The sequence below is a fragment of the Streptomyces sp. NPDC001204 genome (assembly GCF_053598035.1).
On record NZ_JBSFJL010000008.1, the window covers coordinates 51,566 to 70,582 of the forward strand.

At 72.7% G+C, this 19,017-nt stretch carries 19 protein-coding genes; 14 read left to right on the forward strand and 5 right to left on the reverse strand.

Going from position 1 to position 19,017, the window contains the following annotated elements:
- The first annotated feature begins 28 nt into the window (after window positions 1-28).
- Together ACWC91_RS13610 and ACWC91_RS13615 are read left to right on the forward strand one after the other, a co-directional pair.
- Complete coding sequence (locus ACWC91_RS13610) at window positions 29-295, forward strand: DUF4190 domain-containing protein (RefSeq protein ID WP_225079570.1); 267 nt, start codon at window positions 29-31, stop codon at window positions 293-295.
- Between the two features lie 58 nt (window positions 296-353).
- Window positions 354-1,523, forward strand: a complete 1,170-nt coding sequence (locus tag ACWC91_RS13615) for a cysteine desulfurase family protein (RefSeq protein WP_225079571.1) — start codon at window positions 354-356, stop codon at window positions 1,521-1,523.
- A 302-nt stretch (window positions 1,524-1,825) separates the two neighbouring features.
- Here the strand turns inward: ACWC91_RS13615 and ACWC91_RS13620 are convergent, their stop codons facing one another.
- Window positions 1,826-2,506 carry an N-acetylmuramoyl-L-alanine amidase gene (locus ACWC91_RS13620; protein ID WP_450641320.1) on the reverse strand — a complete coding sequence of 227 codons (681 nt, stop codon included), beginning with the start codon at window positions 2,504-2,506 and terminating at the stop codon, window positions 1,826-1,828.
- Window positions 2,507-2,565: 59 nt separating this feature from the next.
- Here ACWC91_RS13620 and mnmA point away from each other — a divergent pair, with 59 nt between their 5' ends.
- Window positions 2,566-3,702 (forward strand): tRNA 2-thiouridine(34) synthase MnmA, encoded by a 1,137-nt coding sequence (mnmA, locus tag ACWC91_RS13625; RefSeq protein WP_225079573.1) that lies wholly within the window; start codon window positions 2,566-2,568, stop codon window positions 3,700-3,702.
- A 234-nt stretch (window positions 3,703-3,936) separates the two neighbouring features.
- Here the strand turns inward: mnmA and ACWC91_RS13630 are convergent, their stop codons facing one another.
- The 4 genes from ACWC91_RS13630 to ACWC91_RS13645 all read right to left on the reverse strand — a co-directional run bounded on the left by ACWC91_RS13630 (window position 3,937) and on the right by ACWC91_RS13645 (window position 6,969).
- On the reverse strand, window positions 3,937-4,476 hold the full coding sequence (locus ACWC91_RS13630) for an SRPBCC family protein (RefSeq protein WP_225079574.1): 540 nt from the start codon (window positions 4,474-4,476) through the stop codon (window positions 3,937-3,939).
- A gap of 88 nt (window positions 4,477-4,564) precedes the next feature.
- Window positions 4,565-5,503, reverse strand: a complete 939-nt coding sequence (locus ACWC91_RS13635; protein ID WP_376502482.1) for a ketopantoate reductase family protein — start codon at window positions 5,501-5,503, stop codon at window positions 4,565-4,567.
- A gap of 315 nt (window positions 5,504-5,818) precedes the next feature.
- Window positions 5,819-6,598 (reverse strand): alpha/beta fold hydrolase, encoded by a 780-nt coding sequence (locus ACWC91_RS13640; protein WP_450641352.1) that lies wholly within the window; start codon window positions 6,596-6,598, stop codon window positions 5,819-5,821.
- Window positions 6,599-6,645: 47 nt separating this feature from the next.
- Window positions 6,646-6,969 (reverse strand): DUF427 domain-containing protein, encoded by a 324-nt coding sequence (locus ACWC91_RS13645; RefSeq protein ID WP_225079576.1) that lies wholly within the window; start codon window positions 6,967-6,969, stop codon window positions 6,646-6,648.
- A 74-nt stretch (window positions 6,970-7,043) separates the two neighbouring features.
- Between ACWC91_RS13645 and ACWC91_RS13650 the strand changes: the two genes are divergently transcribed.
- From ACWC91_RS13650 to ACWC91_RS13700, 11 genes are all read left to right on the forward strand, one after another.
- On the forward strand, window positions 7,044-7,583 hold the full coding sequence (locus tag ACWC91_RS13650; protein ID WP_281155206.1) for an LOG family protein: 540 nt from the start codon (window positions 7,044-7,046) through the stop codon (window positions 7,581-7,583).
- 15 nt (window positions 7,584-7,598) lie between these two features.
- Entirely contained in the window at window positions 7,599-8,297 is a 699-nt protein-coding gene (locus ACWC91_RS13655; protein ID WP_225079578.1) for an SDR family oxidoreductase, read from the forward strand.
- A 79-nt stretch (window positions 8,298-8,376) separates the two neighbouring features.
- Complete coding sequence (locus ACWC91_RS13660) at window positions 8,377-9,384, forward strand: methionine synthase (protein ID WP_281155207.1); 1,008 nt, start codon at window positions 8,377-8,379, stop codon at window positions 9,382-9,384.
- 15 nt (window positions 9,385-9,399) lie between these two features.
- Window positions 9,400-11,595, forward strand: coding sequence for an NAD-dependent DNA ligase LigA (gene ligA, locus ACWC91_RS13665; RefSeq protein ID WP_281155208.1), 2,196 nt, complete (start codon window positions 9,400-9,402; stop codon window positions 11,593-11,595).
- A gap of 260 nt (window positions 11,596-11,855) precedes the next feature.
- Window positions 11,856-14,105 carry a putative bifunctional diguanylate cyclase/phosphodiesterase gene (locus ACWC91_RS13670; protein ID WP_450643457.1) on the forward strand — a complete coding sequence of 750 codons (2,250 nt, stop codon included), beginning with the start codon at window positions 11,856-11,858 and terminating at the stop codon, window positions 14,103-14,105.
- A gap of 66 nt (window positions 14,106-14,171) precedes the next feature.
- On the forward strand, window positions 14,172-14,663 hold the full coding sequence (locus tag ACWC91_RS13675; RefSeq protein WP_225079582.1) for a cupin domain-containing protein: 492 nt from the start codon (window positions 14,172-14,174) through the stop codon (window positions 14,661-14,663).
- Between the two features lie 106 nt (window positions 14,664-14,769).
- Window positions 14,770-15,066 (forward strand): Asp-tRNA(Asn)/Glu-tRNA(Gln) amidotransferase subunit GatC, encoded by a 297-nt coding sequence (gene gatC, locus ACWC91_RS13680; RefSeq protein ID WP_100572135.1) that lies wholly within the window; start codon window positions 14,770-14,772, stop codon window positions 15,064-15,066.
- 5 nt (window positions 15,067-15,071) lie between these two features.
- A complete protein-coding gene (gatA, locus tag ACWC91_RS13685) occupies window positions 15,072-16,574 on the forward strand; it encodes an Asp-tRNA(Asn)/Glu-tRNA(Gln) amidotransferase subunit GatA (RefSeq protein WP_450643458.1) in 1,503 nt (500 codons plus the stop codon).
- The gene (locus ACWC91_RS13690) at window positions 16,571-16,813 is read left to right on the forward strand and encodes a hypothetical protein (RefSeq protein ID WP_225079584.1); all 243 of its coding nucleotides are present in this window, start codon (window positions 16,571-16,573) and stop codon (window positions 16,811-16,813) included. The genes gatA and ACWC91_RS13690 overlap by 4 nt, the downstream gene beginning before the upstream one ends.
- A gap of 16 nt (window positions 16,814-16,829) precedes the next feature.
- On the forward strand, window positions 16,830-18,341 hold the full coding sequence (gene gatB, locus ACWC91_RS13695; RefSeq protein ID WP_281155211.1) for an Asp-tRNA(Asn)/Glu-tRNA(Gln) amidotransferase subunit GatB: 1,512 nt from the start codon (window positions 16,830-16,832) through the stop codon (window positions 18,339-18,341).
- A 119-nt stretch (window positions 18,342-18,460) separates the two neighbouring features.
- A complete protein-coding gene (locus ACWC91_RS13700) occupies window positions 18,461-18,883 on the forward strand; it encodes a hypothetical protein (protein ID WP_450643459.1) in 423 nt (140 codons plus the stop codon).
- The last annotated feature ends 134 nt before the right edge of the window (window positions 18,884-19,017 follow it).

Genomic DNA, 19,017 nt, shown 5'->3' on the forward strand with positions numbered 1-19,017 from the left:
TCCCACGACCGTCTGGAGCAGATCCGTCATGCAACTCACCGCACCGGCCGCACGCCGCACCGGAACGCAGGACGCAGACGGCATGGCCGTCGCGTCCTTCGTCCTCGGCCTGCTCGGCCTGCTCGTCCTCAACCTGTTGCTCGGCCCCGTCGCCATCGTCCTGGCCGGCGTCGCCCTGTGGCGTGGCACCGGCCGCCGCGGCCGCGCCTGGCTCGGCCTGACCCTGGGCATCGCCGACCTCGTGGTCCTGCTGGCCTTCGTGCAGGCGGACAACACACTGTCCTGGAGCTTGTGACACCTGGCCCATCCTGATCTCCGGCCCGGCCGCGGGCGCCCGTAGAATCGGCCTCACCATGGCTTACCTCGACCACGCCGCGACCACCCCGATGCTCCCGGAGGCGGCAGAGGCGCTGACCGCGGCACTGGGTGTCACCGGCAACGCCTCCTCCCTCCACGCGTCCGGGCGCGCGGCCCGCCGCAGGGTCGAGGAGGCCCGCGAAACCCTCGCCGAGGCACTCGGCGCCCGTCCCAGCGAGGTCGTCTTCACCTCCGGTGGCACCGAGGCGGACAACCTCGCCGTCAAGGGCCTGTACTGGTCCCGCCGCGCCGCCGATCCGGCCCGCACCCGCATCCTCTCCAGTCCCGTCGAGCACCATGCCGTCCTCGACGCCGTGCACTGGCTCGGCGAGCACGAGGGCGCCACCGTCGAGTACCTTCCGGTCGACTCCTACGGCCGCGTCCACCCCGAGGCGCTGCGCGAGGCCGTCGCACGCAACCCCGACGACGTGGCCCTGGCCACCGTCATGTGGGCCAACAACGAGATCGGCACGCTGCTGCCGGTGCGCGAACTGGCCACCGTGGCCGCCGAGTTCGGTGTCCCGCTGCATGCCGACGCGGTGCAGGCCCTCGGGCAGGTCCCGGTCGACTTCGCCGCCTCCGGACTGGCCGCGATGACGGTCTCCGGCCACAAGATCGGCGGCCCGTACGGCGTCGGCGCGCTCATCCTGGGCCGCGAGCACACCCCCGTGCCCGTCCTGCACGGCGGCGGCCAGGAGCGGCACGTCCGCTCCGGCACCCTCGACGCGCCCGCGATCGCCTCCTTCGCCGTGGCCGGCCGGCTCGCCGCCGAGCGGCGCGAGTGGTTCGCCCGCGAGATCGGCGCGCTGCGCGACGAGTTGATCACCGCCGTGCGGTCGGCCGTCCCGGACGCGATCCTCGGCGGCGACCCGGCACCGGAGGGCCGCCTCCCGGCCAACGCGCACTTCACCTTCCCCGGCTGCGAGGGCGACTCCCTGCTGCTCCTGCTGGACGCCCAGGGCATCGAGTGCTCGACCGGCTCCGCCTGCACCGCGGGCGTCGCCCAGCCAAGCCACGTACTGCTCGCCACCGGCACCGACCCGGACCTGGCCCGCGGCACCCTCCGCTTCTCCCTCGGCCACACCTCCACCCAGTCCGACGTCGACGCGGTCGCGAAGGCCATCGGCCCGGCGGTGGAAAGGGCTCGCGCGGCCGGCCTGACGTAGGGCTCCGGGCCGGCGCGGGCGGAGCGGGCCCGCGTCCCGGGGCGGCGCCGCGGGTGGGCCCAGTGCTCCGGACCCGTGTGGCGGGCGGGCCCAGCGATTCGCGTACGCGCGGGCCGGGCCCGGTTCGGGCCCGCGGCTCGGGCTGGTGCGGTGAGGGGAGCCTCGGCGCTTCGGGCCCGCGCAGTGGGGCGGGGTCCAGCCCTTCAGGTCCGTGCGGCGGGACGGCCCCCGGCGGTTCAGGCCGGCGCGGTGGGGTGGGTCCCCGTGGTTCAGGTCGGCACGGTGGGGTGGGTCCCTGTGGTTCAGGCTCGGGAGGTCCCGGCCGCGCGGACCAGGCGTATGTAGCGGTCCCAGTCCCAGTGGGGGCCCGGGTCCGTGTGGTCGGCGCCCGGTACCTCCACGTGGCCGATGATGTGCTCCCGGTCGACGGGTATGCCGTAGCGGCCGCAGATCCCGGCCGTCAGCCGCGCCGAGGCGGCGTACATGGCGTCGGTGAAGGACGAGGCGTCGTCGACGAAGCCCTCGTGCTCGATGCCGACGCTCCGCTCGTTGTACGCCCGGTTGCCCGCGTGGAAGGCCACGTCCAGCTCGCGGATCATCTGCGTGACATGCCCGTCCGCGCCGACGATGTAGTGCGCGGCTGCCCCGTGCCCCGGATCCTGGAAGACCTTCACGGCGCTCGCGTAGCTCCCCTGCGTGACGTGGACGACGACCCGGTCTATCCGGTAGTCGTCCGGGCGGTCCGCCGGCCGGTAGTTCGCCCGGGAGGCCGCCACCCACCGCGCGCCCACGAAGTCGACCGCGCCCGCCACCCGCGGCTTCTGCGCACCGGGCAGCCGCCACCACAGCCGGGCCAGCCCACTGCGCTCCAGCGCGGCCCCGCCCACCACGACCGCGGCCCCGCCGATCAGCAGGGCCCGCCGCCCCAGCCGCCGCCCCCGCGCGTCCGTAGCGTCCGCCGCGTTCGTCTTCTTCGCCCCCATGCGATCTTCAACGCACTTCAGGCGGCCCCGGTTCCCGCGCCCCGTACCCTGGAAGGGCTATGACTGACACCCCGCAGCGCTCCCGTCCCCTCCGCGTCCTCGCCGCCATGTCGGGCGGGGTCGACTCCGCCGTCGCCGCCGCGCGCGCCGCGGAAGCCGGCCACGACGTCACCGGCGTCCACCTCGCGCTCTCCGCGAACCCGCAGTCCTTCCGTACGGGCGCGCGGGGCTGCTGCACCATCGAGGACTCGCGTGACGCCCGCCGCGCCGCGGACGTCATCGGCATCCCCTTCTACGTGTGGGACCTCGCCGAGCGCTTCCGCGAGGACGTCGTGGAGGACTTCGTCGCCGAGTACGAGGCCGGCCGCACCCCGAACCCGTGCCTGCGCTGCAACGAGAAGATCAAGTTCGCCGCGCTGCTGGACAAGGCGCTCGCCCTCGGCTTCGACGCGGTCTGCACCGGCCACTACGCCAAGGTGATCGTGAACGAGGACGGCACCCGCGAGCTGCACCGCGCCTCCGACATGGCCAAGGACCAGTCGTACGTCCTCGGCGTCCTCGACGACCAGCAGCTCGCACACGCCATGTTCCCGCTCGGGGACACGCTCACCACCAAGGACGAGATCCGCGCGGAGGCCGAGCGCCGGGGCCTGGCCGTCGCCAAGAAGCCCGACTCGCACGACATCTGCTTCATCGCCGACGGCGACACCCAGGGCTTCCTGGCCCGCCGCCTGGGCAAGGCCGAGGGCGACATCGTCGACGAGTCGGGAGCGGTCGTCGGCAGTCACGAGGGCGCGTACGGCTTCACCATCGGCCAGCGCAAGGGCCTGCGCATCGGCACCCCGGCACCCGACGGCAAGCCGCGCTACGTCCTGGACATCTCCCCGGTGACCAACACGGTGACGGTCGGCCCGGCCTCCGCCCTGGACGTCACCGGCCTCACCGCGATCAAGCCCCGCTGGTGCGGCACGGCCCCGTCCGGCCCCGGCACCTACACCGCCCAACTGCGCGCCCACGGCGGCGAGACCGAGGTCACCGCCGAACTCGTGGGCGACGAACTCCGGGTCACCTTCACCGAGCCGGTGCGCGGAGTGGCCCCCGGCCAGGCGGTCGTGCTGTACGACGGGACGCGCGTGGTGGGCTCGGCGACCATCGCCGCGACGGTCCGGGCGAAGGAGCCGACCACGGCGGTCTGACGCACGGACCGCCGGCGTTGCGATCTGACGCACGGACCGCCGGCGGTGCGGGTGGCGGCGGCCGCCCGGCTAGTGCCGCGGCAGGCAACGTTTGCCCGTAAAGGAGCGGCGTCCGGTGCGTGCTCTCGGTGTGCCGGCCGGAAGTCCTCGTACTGGATGTACTTGGGCTTTCGGGCGGTGCGGCGAGAGTGCGTGCCGGGCGTCGCGACGGGGCGAACGTCGCCTGTTGCGGCACTAGTGCTGTGACCGGTGTTCCGCCGTCTCCTTGATGCCGGTCAGGGTGGCGTCCATGCCCTTGCCGAGTTCGTCGAGGCGGTAGGCGATGATCGCCTCCTCCTGGTCGGGGGCGCGGTCGATGTACGCGCTCAGGCCGGAGCGGTTGGGCCCGACCGTGACCGACTGGCGCAGCACGGTGCCCCCCTCCGGCGCCGGGGAGAGCGCGAAGGACCAGGTGGCCATCCGGTCCGCAGGGTCCTCGGAGGCCTTTCCGTACCGTCCGTCCGGGTCCAGCACGCACCAGGTGAGGATGCGCTCCGGGGCGGCCTCTGTGATGTGGGCGAGCGTCCGCCACTCGCCCACGAGCGGATTCCGGTTGTGCCCGAAGTAACAGGCGCCCGGCGCCGGCCCGTCGGCACCGCCCTGCCACTCCACGCGCACCAGCTCCGGGCTCCACCCGGCCATGGCCTCGACGTCGGTGACGACTTCCCAGACCCGCGAGGGCTCCGCCGCGATGTGCACCTCGCGGTGCGTGCTGGGCTGGTCGGCGTAGCGCATGGCTGCTCCCCGTGCGGGGCGCGGTCGTTCGCCGCTCCCGCACGGGGAGTCTAGGGTTGCCAACTCTTCCTGAAATACGTTGGGTTGGTCACACGGGTGTCAGTTCGGACACCAGCCGGGCAGCTGTCGGCGCCGGAACGCCGTGCCGCTCGGCGGCGCGCAGCACGGCGCCGCCGATGGCGTCGAGCTCCAGGGCGCGGCCCGCCTCGGCGTCGCGCTGCATCGAGGACTTCATCCCGGCCGGAAACGAGTCGTACATCGCCAGGGTCCGGTCCGCGTCGAGCGGCGCCCCGGTGGCGCGGCCGACGGCGGTGATCTCGTCGACGAGGGCGACCAGTTCTTCGCGGTGGCCGGTGCGGACCGTGCCGATGGGGGCGTCGTAGCGGGTGGTGAGGAGGGCGAAGGGGGCGAGGAAGGCCAGCTTCGCCCAGAGGACGGCGGTCTCGGACTCGGCCACGCGGGTCCGCACCCCGGCGGACTCCAGCACGGCGGCCAGGTCGCTGAGCGGGCGCGCGGTCGTCCCGGCCAGATCGATCTCGGTGAACGGGCTGCCGTGCTCGATGACACCGGGCGCGACGCGGGTCGACTCGACGCGGATGACGCCCGCGGCCACCCGGTCGTCGCCGTAGCGGCGGCGCAGGGTCCCGGGGTGCTCGACGCCGTTGAGGAGCGGCAGGACGAGGCCGTCCGTGCCGAGCATGGCCGGCGGGACCCGCTCCAGCGCGGCGTCCAGGCTGGTGTGCTTGACGGTCACCACGCACAGGTCGACCGGTTCCCGCAGTTCGGTGTCCGCCTCGACCTTGGCGGTGAAGTCCCCGAACTGGCCGCTGTGCACCCGTACCCCGCCCTCGCGCAGGGAGCGCGCCGTCGCGTCCCCGGCCAGGCAGATCACCCGGTGACCCGCCCGGGACAGCAGCGCGGCGAGCAGCCCGCCGACGCCGCCGGGGCCGAGCACGGCCACGGTCCAGGGGCGGGGAGCATCCGGAGCGGAAGCGGCTTCGGTGATGTCGGGAGTGGTGCTGGGCATGGCGGGGATGTCCCTTCCGGTCGCGGGGCGGCACCCGTCGGGCGGGCCGCCGTCTCGGTGGGCGCCAACAAAGAAGGGGCTCGGCGCATTTCCGGCCCGGCCCACCGCGCCGCCTGCGGGGACCGCGCCGGGACCGTGAGCGGGCCGGGCCGCGCGGACGCGGAGACCGGTCACGACCGGGGACACGGCCGTCGTGGCCGGCGCCAGGCTGTCCGGCTGTCCGGCACGAGAACACCGCACGGCCGCGACGGCTCGGGAGGTCGGCGGGCGTGAGGACCTGTGGCTACGTCCTGTTCAGTTCGGGAAGTGTCCTGTTCAGGACGCGAAGAACTCCGCCAGCACCGGTGCCAGTGCGTCCGGTTCCACCGCGTGGGTCTGGCCCTCCAGGGCCCGGTACGTGCCCCGGGGCGCGGCCTCCGCGACCGCCCTGGCCGCCTCACGCAGCCAGGCCGGGCTCGCGCCGCCCGCCACGGACAGGACCGGCACGGTCAACGAGGCCAGCAGGTCGCGGGGGACCAGCCCGTCCCCCATCACCGCGTCGTCGTGGGCGAGCGTGGGCGCGATCGCCTCCATGCCCGCCCACATGGGGGACTGGCGGGCGCTGGCGATCATCTGCGGGGCCAGCCCGGTCAGGAGCAGGAACAGCTCCACCGCGTCCCCGCGCCGGCCCTCGGCGAGCGCGGCGGTCAGCTTGCCGGTGTACTCCGCGCGCTCCCGCTCGCCGCCCTCGTGCACGGCGAAGGGCGGCTCGTAGACGGCGACCTGACGGACCGGCAGGCCGCTCGCCGCCGCCCTGAGGGCCAGCGCGCCGCCGGAGGAGACGCCGTACAGCGCCGCCTCGCCGCCCACCGCGTCGATCAGCGCGGCCAGGTCCTCGACCTCGCGCTCCACCGCGTAGGGCGCCGTGTCCCCGCTCCCGCCGCGGCCCCGGCGGTCGTAGACGACGGCGTCGAAGCGGTCCGGCAACGCCGCCGCAAGCGGTGCCAGCGTGGCACCCGTCGACATCGCACCGCTGACGAGGACGACCACCGGGCCCTGTCCGGTACCGCGGTAGGCGAGGGGTGTGCCGTCACGCGAGACGGTCTTCTTGTCCATGCCGGTCATGCCAGTGAAGACTGCCACGCCGCGGCGGCCTCATCGGGTCACAACACTTCCACTTCGTAGAAGCACAGATGGTCCTTGACCTCGGCGACGCCCGGCTTCGGGTCGGGGTAGGCCCACACCAGGTCCGCCGCGTCGGGCAGGGACCAGTAGGACGCCGTGCCCTTGAAGGGGCAGTACGTGTGCGTGTCGGACGCCGTCAGGAGGTCGAGGCGCACGTCCTCGGGCGGCAGGTAGTAGCGCGGGGGGCACCCCGTCTCGCGCAGTACCAGGGCGCGGTCGCTCTCCGCGAGGACCTGGCCGCCGCGCACCACACGCACGTGCTCATCGCTCTTGTCGATCGTGATCGTGTGTCCTTGGGTCATACCCGTACAGCACCCGCCGGGCGCCGCTTCTTCCCGCCCACGGGACCGGTTGCCCCGCCGCGTACCGTGGGCGCATGAACATCTGCGTCTTCCTCTCCGCCGCCGACCTCGACGACCGCTACACCCGCCCCGCGCGGGACTTCGCCCGGCTGATCGGCAAGGGCGGGCACAGCCTGGTCTGGGGCGGATCCGACACCGGGCTGATGAAGGTGGTCGCGGACGGTGTGCAGGAGGCGGGCGGCCGGCTCGTCGGAGTGTCGGTCGACTTCCTGTCGGCGAAGGCGCGGGCCGGCGCGGACGAGATGGTGATCGCCCGGGACCTCGCCGAGCGCAAGAAGCTGCTCCTGGAGAAGGCCGACGCGGTCGTGATCATGGTGGGCGGCACCGGGACGCTCGACGAGGCCACCGAGATCCTGGAGCTGAAGAAGCACGGCCGGACCGGCAAGCCGGTGGTGCTGCTGAACACCGACGGCTTCTACGACGGTCTCAAGCAGCAGTTCCGCCGCATGGAGGAGGACGGGTTCCTGCCCCGGCCGCTCGCCGAGCTGGTGTTCTTCGCCGAGGAGCCCGCGGGCGCGATGGCGTATCTGGACGAGGCACTCGCCGGCAGCTGAGCCGGTGATGCGAGCATGGCGGGCATGGCTACTCATGTGATCACCGGGGCCGGCTCCGGCATCGGCGCGGCCGTCGCCCGCCGCCTGCACGCGCGCGGGGACGAGCTCGTGCTGCACGCGCGCGACGCCGGGCGGGCCAAGGAACTGGCCGCCGCGTTCCCCGGCGCCCGGACGCTCGTCGGCGACCTCGCCGACCCCGACCGGTTGAGCTGGGCGTTCTCGCACCAGACGCTGCCCGACCGGGTGGACTCCCTGCTCCATGTCGCGGGCGTCGTCGACCTCGGCCCGGTCGGCGAGCTCACCCCGAAGACCTGGCGCCACCAGCTCGACGTCAATCTGATCTCCCCCGCCGAACTGACCCGCCACTTCCTGCCCCAACTGCGTGCCTCGCGCGGCCACGTGGTGTTCGTGAACTCGGGCGCGGGCCTGAGCGCCCACGCCGACTGGTCCGCGTACGCCGCCTCCAAGCACGGCCTGAAGGCGCTGGCGGACTCGCTGCGCCACGAGGAGCACGCCAACGGCGTCCGGGTCACCTCGGTCTACCCGGGCCGCACCGCCAGCCGTATGCAGGCCAAGGTGCACCAGCAGGAGGGCAAGGAGTACGACCCCGGGAAGTGGATCGCGCCCGACTCCGTCGCCACGACCATCGTCATGGCGCTCGACCTGCCGCGGGACGCGGAGGTCAACGACCTGACGGTCCGCCCGGGCCTGTGACGGACGGCCGGGGGCGGTCCCCGGGGGCTGCCGCCCCCTGAGGCGGCCCTGCCCCCGCGGGGTTGCGTAGTCTTCCCGGGTGAGCGAGAACAGCCAGTTCAGGTTCGGCGCCGCCACCGGCGTCGGGTCCATGCCCGGTGGGGACGCCCGGGAGGCCGTCAAGACCGTCACGGGCACCTTCGAGGACTTCCCCTTCCTGCCCGAGCTGCCCGCACGCGGGCCCGGCGCCGACATGATCGGGCGTACCGCGGGGATGCTCGTCGAGCTGTACGCGCGCGTGGAGCCCAGCGGCTGGCGGCTCGGGGACCGCCCGGGCCGGGACACCAGGCGGGCCCGGTCCTGGCTCGGGGAGGACCTCGACGCCCTGGAGGAGTTCACCCAGGGGCACGAGGGCGCGCTGAAGGTGCAGGCGGTGGGGCCGTGGACCCTCGCCGCCGCCCTGGAGCTCAAGAACGGCGAGGCGGTCCTGTCCGATCCCGGCGCGTGCCGGGACCTGGCCGCCTCGCTCGCCGAGGGGCTGCGGCTGCATCTCGCGGAGGTGCGCCGGCGTGTTCCCGGCGCCGGGCTCGTCCTCCAGCTCGACGAGCCGTCCCTGACCGCCGTCCTGCGCGGCCAGGTGCGGACCGCCAGCGGCTACCGGACCCACCGCGCCGTCGACCGGCAGATCGTGGAGGCCACGCTCCGGGACGTCCTCGGGGCGCACGACCAGGGGCCTGTCGTGGTCCACTCGTGCGCTCCGGACGTCCCGCTCGCCCTGCTGCGCCGCGCGGGCGCCGCGGCGGTCTCCCTCGACGTCTCGCTCCTCACCGAGCGTGACGACGAGGTGATCGGAGAAGCGGTCGAGGCGGGCACCCGCCTCTTCGCCGGTGTCGTCCCCGGCACGGACGGCCCGTTGTCAGACCCTGCCGGTAGCGTCATGGGTGTCAGGACGATGTGGCGCAGGCTGGGGCTGCGGCCGGAGCTTCTCGCCGAGGCGGTCACGGTCACCCCGGCGTGCGGACTCGCGGGCGCTTCTCCCGCGTACGCGCGCCAGGCGCTCGCCCACTGCGTCCGGGCGGCGAGATCGCTCGCGGACAACCCAGAGTAACGGGAGGACAACACGGTGGCCGGCGACAAGCAGCAAGCGGAAACAGCGGTGCCCGTCGAGGCACGGGAGAAGCACGCGCGGCTGGCGGAGCAGGTCGAGGAGCACCGCTTCCGGTACTACGTCAAAGACGCTCCCATCATCAGCGACGCCGAGTTCGACGAGCTCCTGCGCTCGCTGGAGGCGCTGGAGGAGGAGCACCCGGAGCTGCGCACGCCCGACTCGCCGACCCAGAAGGTCGCCGTGGCGTACGAGACCGGTCTCGCCGAGGTCGAGCACCGCCAGCGGATGCTCTCCCTCGACAACGTCTTCGACGACGAGGGGCTCGCCGCCTGGGCGGACCGCGTCGCCAAGGACGTCGGCACCACCGGTCACCACTTCCTGTGCGAGCTCAAGGTCGACGGCCTCGCGGTCAACCTGACCTACGAGGACGGCAGGCTCACCCGCGCGGCCACCCGCGGCGACGGCCGCGTCGGCGAGGACATCACGCCCAACGTCATGACAATCGCCGAGATCCCGCACCGGCTGGACGGCGACCGCGTCCCCAGCCTGGTGGAGATCCGCGGGGAGGTCTACTTCCCCATGGAGGCCTTCCAGGACCTCAACGCCCGCCGGGTCGCGGCCGGCGAGAAGCCGTACGCCAACCCTCGCAACTCCGCCTCCGGTTCGCTGCGCCAGAAGGACCCCAAGGTCACCGCGACGCTGCCGCTGCACATGGTGGTCCACGGCATCGGCGCCCTGGAGGGGTACGAGGGCCTCACCCGCCTCTCCGAGGCCTACGAGCTGCTGAGGTCCTGGGGCCTGCCCACCTCCCGGCACAACAGGGTCGTCGACGACCTCGACGGCGTCCGCGCGTTCATCGCCCACTACGGCGAGAACCGCCACTCCGTGGAGCACGAGATCGACGGCGTCGTCGTCAAGCTCGACGAGATCCCGCTCCAGGGCCGCCTGGGCTCCACCTCCCGCGCCCCGCGCTGGGCGATCGCGTACAAGTACGCGCCGGAGGAGGTCAACACCAAGCTCGTCAACATCCGGGTGGGCGTGGGCCGGACCGGCCGGGTCACGCCGTACGCGCAGGTCGAGCCGGTCACGGTGGCCGGTTCCGAGGTCGAGTTCGCCACCCTGCACAACCAGGACGTGGTCAAGGCCAAGGGCGTGCTGATCGGCGACACGGTCGTGCTGCGCAAGGCCGGTGACGTCATCCCGGAGATCCTCGGGCCGGTCGTCGATCTGCGCGACGGCACCGAGCGCGAGTTCGTGATGCCCTCCGAGTGCCCCGAGTGCGGTACGCCGCTCAGGCCGATGAAAGAGGGCGACGTCGATCTGCGCTGCCCCAACGCGCGGGCGTGCCCGGCCCAGTTGCGCGAGCGCCTGTTCTACCTCGCGGGCCGCAAGGCGCTGGACATCGAGCAGTTCGGCTATGTCGCCGCGGCCGCCCTCACCAAGCCGCTGGAGCCCGCGGAGCCGCCGCTGAAGGACGAGGGCGACCTGTTCGACCTGACGGTGGAGCAGTTGCTCCCCATCAAGGCCCACGTCCTCGACCAGGACAGCGGTCTGCCCAAGCGCGATCCGAAGACCGGCGAGGAGAAGGTCGTCACGGTCTTCGCCAACCAGCAGGGCGAGCCGAAGAAGAACGCGCTCGCGATGCTGGAGAACATCCGGGCCGCCAAGGAGCGCCCGCTCGCGCGCGTGCTCACCGGCCTGTCGATCCGTCACGTCGGACCGGTCGCGGCCCAGGCGCTGGCCCGGGAGTTCCGCTCCATCGACCGCATCGAGCAGGCCGGTGAGGTGGAGTTGGCGAACACGGAGGGTGTGGGCCCGATCATCGCCGCCTCGCTCAAGGAGTGGTTCGCCGAGGAGTGGCACCAGGAGATCCTGCGCAAGTGGCGGGAGGCCGGCGTCCGCATGGAGGAGGAGAGCTCCGGCGAGGACGAAGGCCCGCGCCCGCTCGAGGGATTGACGGTCGTGGTGACCGGAACCCTCGAACAGTTCACCCGCGACGGCGCCAAGGAGGCGCTGCAGAGCCGGGGGGCGAAGGTGACCGGCTCGGTGTCGAAGAAGACCTCCTTCGTGGTCGTGGGTGACAACCCCGGTTCGAAGTACGACAAGGCGATGCAACTGAAGGTGCCCGTGCTGAACGAGGACGGTTTCGTCGTCCTTCTGGAGCGCGGGCCGGACGCGGCGGCCGAAGTCGCGCTTCCGACCGGCGAGTAGGGGTTGAACTCCACCCGTTCGGCGCATATCAGATGCATACGGGTGGCCGGGGCGCATTCGGGCAACCGTCGACGACCGCTGCCCGTGGAAGCCTTCTGCGGCCTACTGTTGAGCTGTGCGCCCGCCGTGCCCAACCGCGGTCGGGGCATCCCCGTGCTCGTCAGGAGTACGTGGAAGGGTTTTCCAGCGCGGTGCCGTCCAGGGGTTGTGGGGCATCGGGCCGCGTGGCGTGGGCACCGCCGGCTGTGAGAGGGACGGGAATGGAACCGACCGAGAGCGCCGCCCCGCACTCACGGCTGCGCCGGATGGCCGACGCATGGCGGGGGAGACGGGGGCGGACGCCGGAGCGTCCGGGCGCCATGGAGCGCGCCGGACGCATTGCCGCCGGACAGTACACCGTCGCCCGCGCCCGTGCCTCCGCACATACGGCCGTCGAACGTTTTTCCGGGCTGCCCGGCGACGAACCCGAACGGCACCGGGTCCGCTCCGCGTTGCCCGTGGCGATCGTCGCGGCGGCCGGGTCCGCGCTGAGCGCCGGCGTGTACCAGGCGTTCACCGACCACCACGCGCTCTTCCCGTCCGGCACGGCCGGCTGGTCCCTGGCCCTGCTCACCGGCGTCATCGTCGGTCACCTGGTCATGCTCGGCCGGGCCCGCTGGTGGGGCGGCACCGGCTCCGGCGCCACCCTCACCGTCGCCGTGCTGCTGCTCTACGGCTGGGTGCCCGCCGGGATGGTCAGCCTCACCGTCGTCGTCCTGGTCGGAATGGCCCGGCGCCACCACTGGCGGCAGGGCGTGCTGCACGGGTCGGTGGACATCCTCGGCATCGGCGCCGGCGGCCTGATGCTGGGCGCCTTCGGCCGCGTACCGACCGTGGAGAGCCCCTGGAGCCCGGGCGGTTGGACCGCCTCCACCCTGCCTCAGGTGGTGCTGGCCGCCGGCGCCTACCTCCTGGTCACCCGCGCCCTGCTGTGGTTCGTGCACAACTCCCGCAACGGCGGAGTGCCCACCGTCGCCCGCACCGCCGTGATCAGACAGGGACTGGTCGCCGTCGCCCTGCTCGGCATCTCCCCGCTGGTCTGCGTCGTCGCCGTGGCCAAACCCGTGCTGCTGCCGCTGTTCGCCGTCCCGCTGATCGCCCTCGACTCCTCCTTGTGGATAGCCCGTGCCCGGGCCGAGGAGCAACTGCGCGACCCGCTGACCGGACTGCCCAACCGGCAGTGGCTCCTGGAGCGCATCTGGACCGCCCTGGACGACGCCGAACGCATCGGCGCCCGGTCCGCGCTGATGCTGATCGACCTGGACCGGTTCCGTTCGGTCAACGACACACTCGGTCACCTCGCAGGGGACCGGCTGCTGTTGCAGATCGCCGACCGGCTACGGCAGGCGCTGCCGCGCGGGGCGGAGGCGGCGCGGCTCGGCGGCGACGAGTTCGCCGTGCTGCTGCCGGTCGCCGACTCCACGACGTCCGCGACCCGTATCGCGCGCGCCCTGGTCACCGTCCTCAGCTCCCCGCTCGACCTCGACGGGCTCACCCTGGTCCTGGAGGCCAGCGCGGGAGTCGCCGTCTTCCCCGACCACGCCCTGGACGCCGAAGGCATGCTGCGCCGGGCGGACGTGGCGATGTACCAGGCCAAGCGGGACCGCACGGGCGTGGAGGTCTACGAGTCCAAGCGGGACTCCAACACCCCCGACCGGCTGGGGCTGCTGGGCGATCTGCGCCGGGCCCTCGACGCCCACGAGGTCCAGCTGCACTACCAGCCGAAGGTCCGCTTCGACGGACAGGTCGCGGGCCTGGAGGCGCTGGTCCGCTGGGTGCACCCCGAGCGCGGCAAGGTGCCGCCGGACGAGTTCATAGCGATCGCCGAGTCCTCGGGCCTGATGCCCCATCTGACGGAGTACGTGCTGGAGACCGCGCTCGCGCAGGTCGCCCGGTGGCGGGCCCAGGGCCTGTACGTCCCGGTCGCGGTCAACGTCTCCCCGCGCGATGTGCACATCCCCGGGTTCGCCGGTTCGGTGGCCGCCCGGCTGGCCCGGCACGGCGTGCCGGCGGGAGCGCTCCAACTGGAGATCACCGAGCACGTCCTGCTGGAGGACCCGCAGCGGGCCGCCGACACCCTGCACGCGCTGACCGGGCACGGCGTGAAGATGTCCCTGGACGACTTCGGCACCGGCTACTCCTCGCTGGTGCACCTGCGCCGGCTGCCGGTGAGCGAGCTGAAGATCGACCGCTCGTTCGTGGCCCGGCTGGCGGTCGACACGGAGGACGCCGAGATCGTGCGCTGCACCGTCGACCTCGCGCACTCCCTCGGGCTGCTGGTCGTCGCGGAGGGCGTCGAGGACGACGAGACCTGGGAACGGCTGCGGGACCTCGGCTGCGACGCCGTACAGGGCTGGCTCGTCGCGGCCGCGATGCCGCCGGAGGAGACGACGGCGTGGCTGCGGGCGCGCGGATCACGCGGCTGGCAGCGCCCCGCCGCCGCGCTGCCCGCGGCGGCGGCCGACGAGTGACCATTCCGCCCGTCCGTCAGTCCTGAGAGCGGGCCGGGCCCGCCATCCGACCGGGGGAGTCGCACCATGTCGCTGTTCGTGCCGAAGTTCGACGAAACCGTGCTGGTCCGTGACGCTCGGGCCGAGGTGGTCGGCGGGGACCCCGTCGGCGTGAAGCTGCTGGCCGACAGCAGCGCGACCGGCGGCGCGCTGTCGACCGTGCGCGTCACCCTGGCCGAGGGCGCCGACGGCGCCCGGCCGCACCGGCACGACAACTCCGCCGAGATGTTCTTCGTCCTGGACGGGACCGCGGAGCTGCTCTCCGGCGACGACGTGGTCACCGCCGAGCGCGGTGACCTGGTCGTCGTCCCGCCGGGCCGGCCGCACGCGTTCGCCGCCGCCCCCGGCCGCCGGGCCGACCTCCTCATCGTCATCACCCCGGGCGTCGAGCGCTTCGCGTACTTCCGCCACCTCCAGCGCATCCGCCTGGGCGAGGTCACCCCGGAGAGCCTGCTGGAGGTGCAGGACCTGTACGACAACCACTTCCTGAGCAGCCGTGCCTGGGACGCGCGCCGCTGAACGCCGGCCCCCGTGGGGCGGCGTCCGGCAAACCGTTTCACGGCCACCCCGTCCCGCCCCATAGGATTGGGCCAAAGCACACACACTCACCCCAGAGGATCGCTGCATGCCTGGCATCACGCGCGAGGAGGTCGCCCACCTCGCCCGGCTGGCGCGTCTGGAGCTGAAGCCCGAGGAACTCGACCACCTCGCGGGACAGCTCGACGACATCATCGGCGCGGTGGCCCGCGTCAGCGAGGTCGCCGACCAAGACGTACCGCCGACCTCCCACCCGCTGCCGCTGACCAACGTCATGCGCGCGGACGAGGTCCGTCCGTCGCTCACCTCCGAGCAGGCGCTCTCCGGCGCCCCGGCCCAGGAGCAGCAGCGTTTCAAGGTGCCGCAGATCCTGGGTGAGGAGTGACAGCCGTGACGGACATGAACAGCATCATCAGGCTCACCGCCGCCGAGACCGCCGAGAAGATCGCCTCCGGCGAGCTGACGGCCGTCGCGGTCACCCAGGCCCACCTGGCCCGGATCGAGGCCGTCGACGAGAAGGTGCACGCCTTCCTGCACGTCGACCGGGAGGGCGCGCTCGCCCAGGCCCGCGCCGTCGACGAGAAGCGCGCACGCGGCGAGGAGCTCGGCCCGCTGGCCGGCGTGCCGCTCGCGCTCAAGGACATCTTCACCACCGAGGGCATCCCCACGACCGTCGGTTCGAAGATCCTCGAAGGCTGGATCCCGCCGTACGACGCGACGCTCACCAAGCGGCTGAAGGACGCCGACGTGGTGATCCTCGGCAAGACCAACATGGACGAGTTCGCCATGGGGTCCTCCACCGAGAACAGCGCCTACGGGCCCACCGGCAACCCCTGGGACCTCACCAGGATCCCCGGCGGCTCCGGCGGCGGGTCGAGCGCCGCGCTCGCCTCCTACCAGGCCCCGCTCGCCATCGGCACCGACACCGGCGGCTCCATCCGCCAGCCGGCCGCCGTCACCGGCACGGTCGGCGTCAAGCCGACGTACGGCGCGGTCTCCCGCTACGGCATGGTCGCCTTCTCCTCCTCCCTCGACCAGGGCGGCCCCTGCGCCCGCACGGTCCTGGACGCGGCCCTGCTACACGAGGTGATCGCCGGGCACGACCCGCTCGACTCCACCTCCATCGACGAGCCGGTCCCGCCGGTCGTCGAGGCCGCCCGCAACGGCAGCGTCGCGGGTATGCGCGTCGGCGTCGTCAAGCAGTTCCGCGGCGAGGGCTACCAGGCCGGCGTCATCCAGCGGTTCGACGAGTCCGTCGAACTGCTCAAGGAGCTGGGCGCCGAGATCGTCGAGCTGGACTGCCCGTCCTTCGACCTGGCCCTGTCGGCGTACTACCTGATCGCGCCGTCCGAGTGCTCGTCCAACCTGGCCCGCTTCGACGGCCTGCGCTACGGCCTGCGCACCGGCGACGACGGCACGCGCTCCGCCGAGGACGTCACCTCCCTCACCCGTGAGGAGGGCTTCGGCGCCGAGGTCAAGCGCCGGATCATGCTCGGCACGTACGCGCTCAGCTCCGGCTACTACGACGCGTACTACGGCAGCGCCCAGAAGGTCCGCACCCTGATCAAGCGGGACTTCGACAAGGCGTTCGAGCAGGTCGACGTGATCGTCTCCCCGACGACCCCGACCACCGCCTTCGCGATCGGCGAGCGCGCCGACGACCCGATGGCGATGTACCTCGCCGACCTGTGCACCATCCCGACCAACCTGGCGGGCAACGCGGCCATGTCGCTGCCCTGCGGTCTCGCCCCGGAGGACAACCTCCCGGTGGGCCTGCAGATCATCGCCCCGGTGATGAAGGACGACCGCCTGTACAAGGTGGGTGCCGCCGTCGAGGCCGCCTTCGTGGAAAAGTGGGGGCACCCGCTGCTCGAGGAGGCTCCGTCGCTGTGAGTAAGGCACTCGCCAAGGCCAAGGGCTTCAAGAAGTCCAAGTCCGGTACGTACCTGTCCATGGCCACCACCGCGTTCGGCGCGGTGGGTGTCGCCAAGCAGATCAAGAAGGCACGCGCCGAGCACGACACGCTGCGCCTGATCGACGCCACCGTGTCCGCCGTAGCGATCGTCACCGGCCTCGCCATCCTCTGCCGCGAGCTCAAGCGGCTGGGCGACGACGACGTCCTGCTGGGCTGAGAGGGAAGTTTTCACCGTGACCACCACGACCGACCTGGTGTCGTACGAGGACGCGCTGGCGTCGTACGACCCCGTCATGGGCCTCGAGGTCCATGTCGAACTCGGCACCGCCACCAAGATGTTCTGCGGCTGCTCGACCGCGCTCGGCGCCGAGCCGAACACCCAGACCTGCCCGACCTGCCTCGGCCTGCCCGGCGCGCTCCCCGTCGTCAACGCGACGGGCGTGGAGTCCGCCATCAAGATCGGCCTCGCGCTGCACTGCGAGATCGCCGAGTGGTGCCGCTTCGCCCGGAAGAACTACTTCTATCCGGACATGCCGAAGAACTTCCAGACCTCCCAGTACGACGAGCCGATCGCCTTCAACGGCTACCTCGACGTGCAGCTGGAGGACGGCGAGACCTTCCGCGTGGAGATCGAGCGCGCCCACATGGAGGAGGACACCGGCAAGTCGACGCACGTCGGCGGCGCCACCGGCCGCATCCACGGCGCGTCCCACTCCCTGCTGGACTACAACCGCGCCGGCATCCCGCTGATCGAGATCGTCACCAAGCCGATCACCGGTGCCGGCGAGCGGGCTCCGGAGGTGGCCAAGGCCTACGTCCGTGAGCTGCGCGAGCTCATCCGGGCGCTCGGCGTGTCCGAGGCCCGTATGGAGATGGGCCAGATGCGCTGCGACGTCAACCTGTCGCTGATGCCCAAGGACGCCGACAAGTTCGGCACCCGCTCCGAGACGAAGAACGTCAACTCGCTGCGGTCCGTGGAGCGCGCGGCCCGTTTCGAGATCCAGCGCCACGCCGCCGTGCTGAACGGCGGCGGCACGGTGATCCAGGAGACCCGCCACTTCCACGAGGACACGGGGTCCACGACCTCCGGCCGCGTCAAGGAGGAGGCCGAGGACTACCGGTACTTCCCCGAGCCGGACCTGGTCCCGGTGGCGCCCTCGCGCGAATGGGTCGAGGAGATCCGGGCCGCGCTGCCCGAGCTGCCGCTGGTGCGCCGCAACCGGCTCCGCGAGGAGTGGGGCGTCTCGGCCACCGAGATGCAGGCCATCCTCAACGCCGGTGCCCTGGACCTCATCGTCGCCACCATCGACGCCGGTGCCGACGCCGCCTCCGCCCGCAAGTGGTGGATGGGCGAGCTGGCGCGTGCCGCCAACGAGTCCGGCAAGGCGCTGGACGAGCTGGCGATCACGCCGGCGCAGGTCGCCCGGGTCACCGAGCTGGTCGCCAAGGGCGATCTGAACGACAAGCTGGCCCGCCAGGTCATCGAGGGCGTCCTCGCCGGCGAGGGCACCCCGGACGAGGTCGTCGACAAGCGCGGCCTGAAGGTTGTTTCCGACGAGGGCGCGCTGACCGCCGCCGTCGACGAGGCCATCGCCGGGAACCCGGCCGTCGCGGACAAGATCCGCGGCGGCAAGGTGGCCGCGGCCGGCGCCCTGGTCGGCGCGGTCATGAAGGCCACCCGCGGCCAGGCCGACGCGGCCCGCGTCAAGGAGCTGATCCTGGAGAAGCTCGGCGTCGAGGGCTGAGCCCGCGAACCGTCTCGGGGGGTGCACCGTATCCGGTGCACCCCCCGAGGCATGCCCGTACGGGGGACGGTCCGACCCCCCGTCGGTGCCGTCGGACGGAGGCGCTACGCTCGCGCGCCATGAGTGGACGCGCCGATTCCGAAACGCACCCCGCGATATCCGGGGCCGACGACGTCGAGGCGGCCGGGACGGAGGACCACGCCGAGGGCGACGTCGACGTGGGGGAGGACGGCGCCGTGAAGGACGACGGCGCCGTGGGTGAGGACGGCGCCGAGGACGAGGCGGAGGACCCCGCTGAGGTCGCGCGCCGCGCCCGGTGGACGGCGGCCGGGGCCGGGGTCCTGCTGACGCTCGCCGGACTCGCGGCCTCGCTGATGCGGCTGTCCCGCTCGGCGTCCGCGCTCGTCCCGGCCGCCTACGCCGCCGGCGCCGCCGTCTGTGCCGTGGCGGCCTTCATCGGCTCCCGGGGACGCACCCGGCGGGCACTGTGGCTGCTGATCGCCGGGGTGATGGTGATGGCGTTCGGCGACCAGCTCGACTGACCGTGCGGTGGGGACCCGGAGGGGTGACAGGCTTCATCCGCGTTTCCTGTGAATTGGGTCGCACTGCTGTGAATCAGCACACGAACCGGCTAAACGATCAGATTCGCCTGCAAGAGTGTCTTGAGATTGCTCAT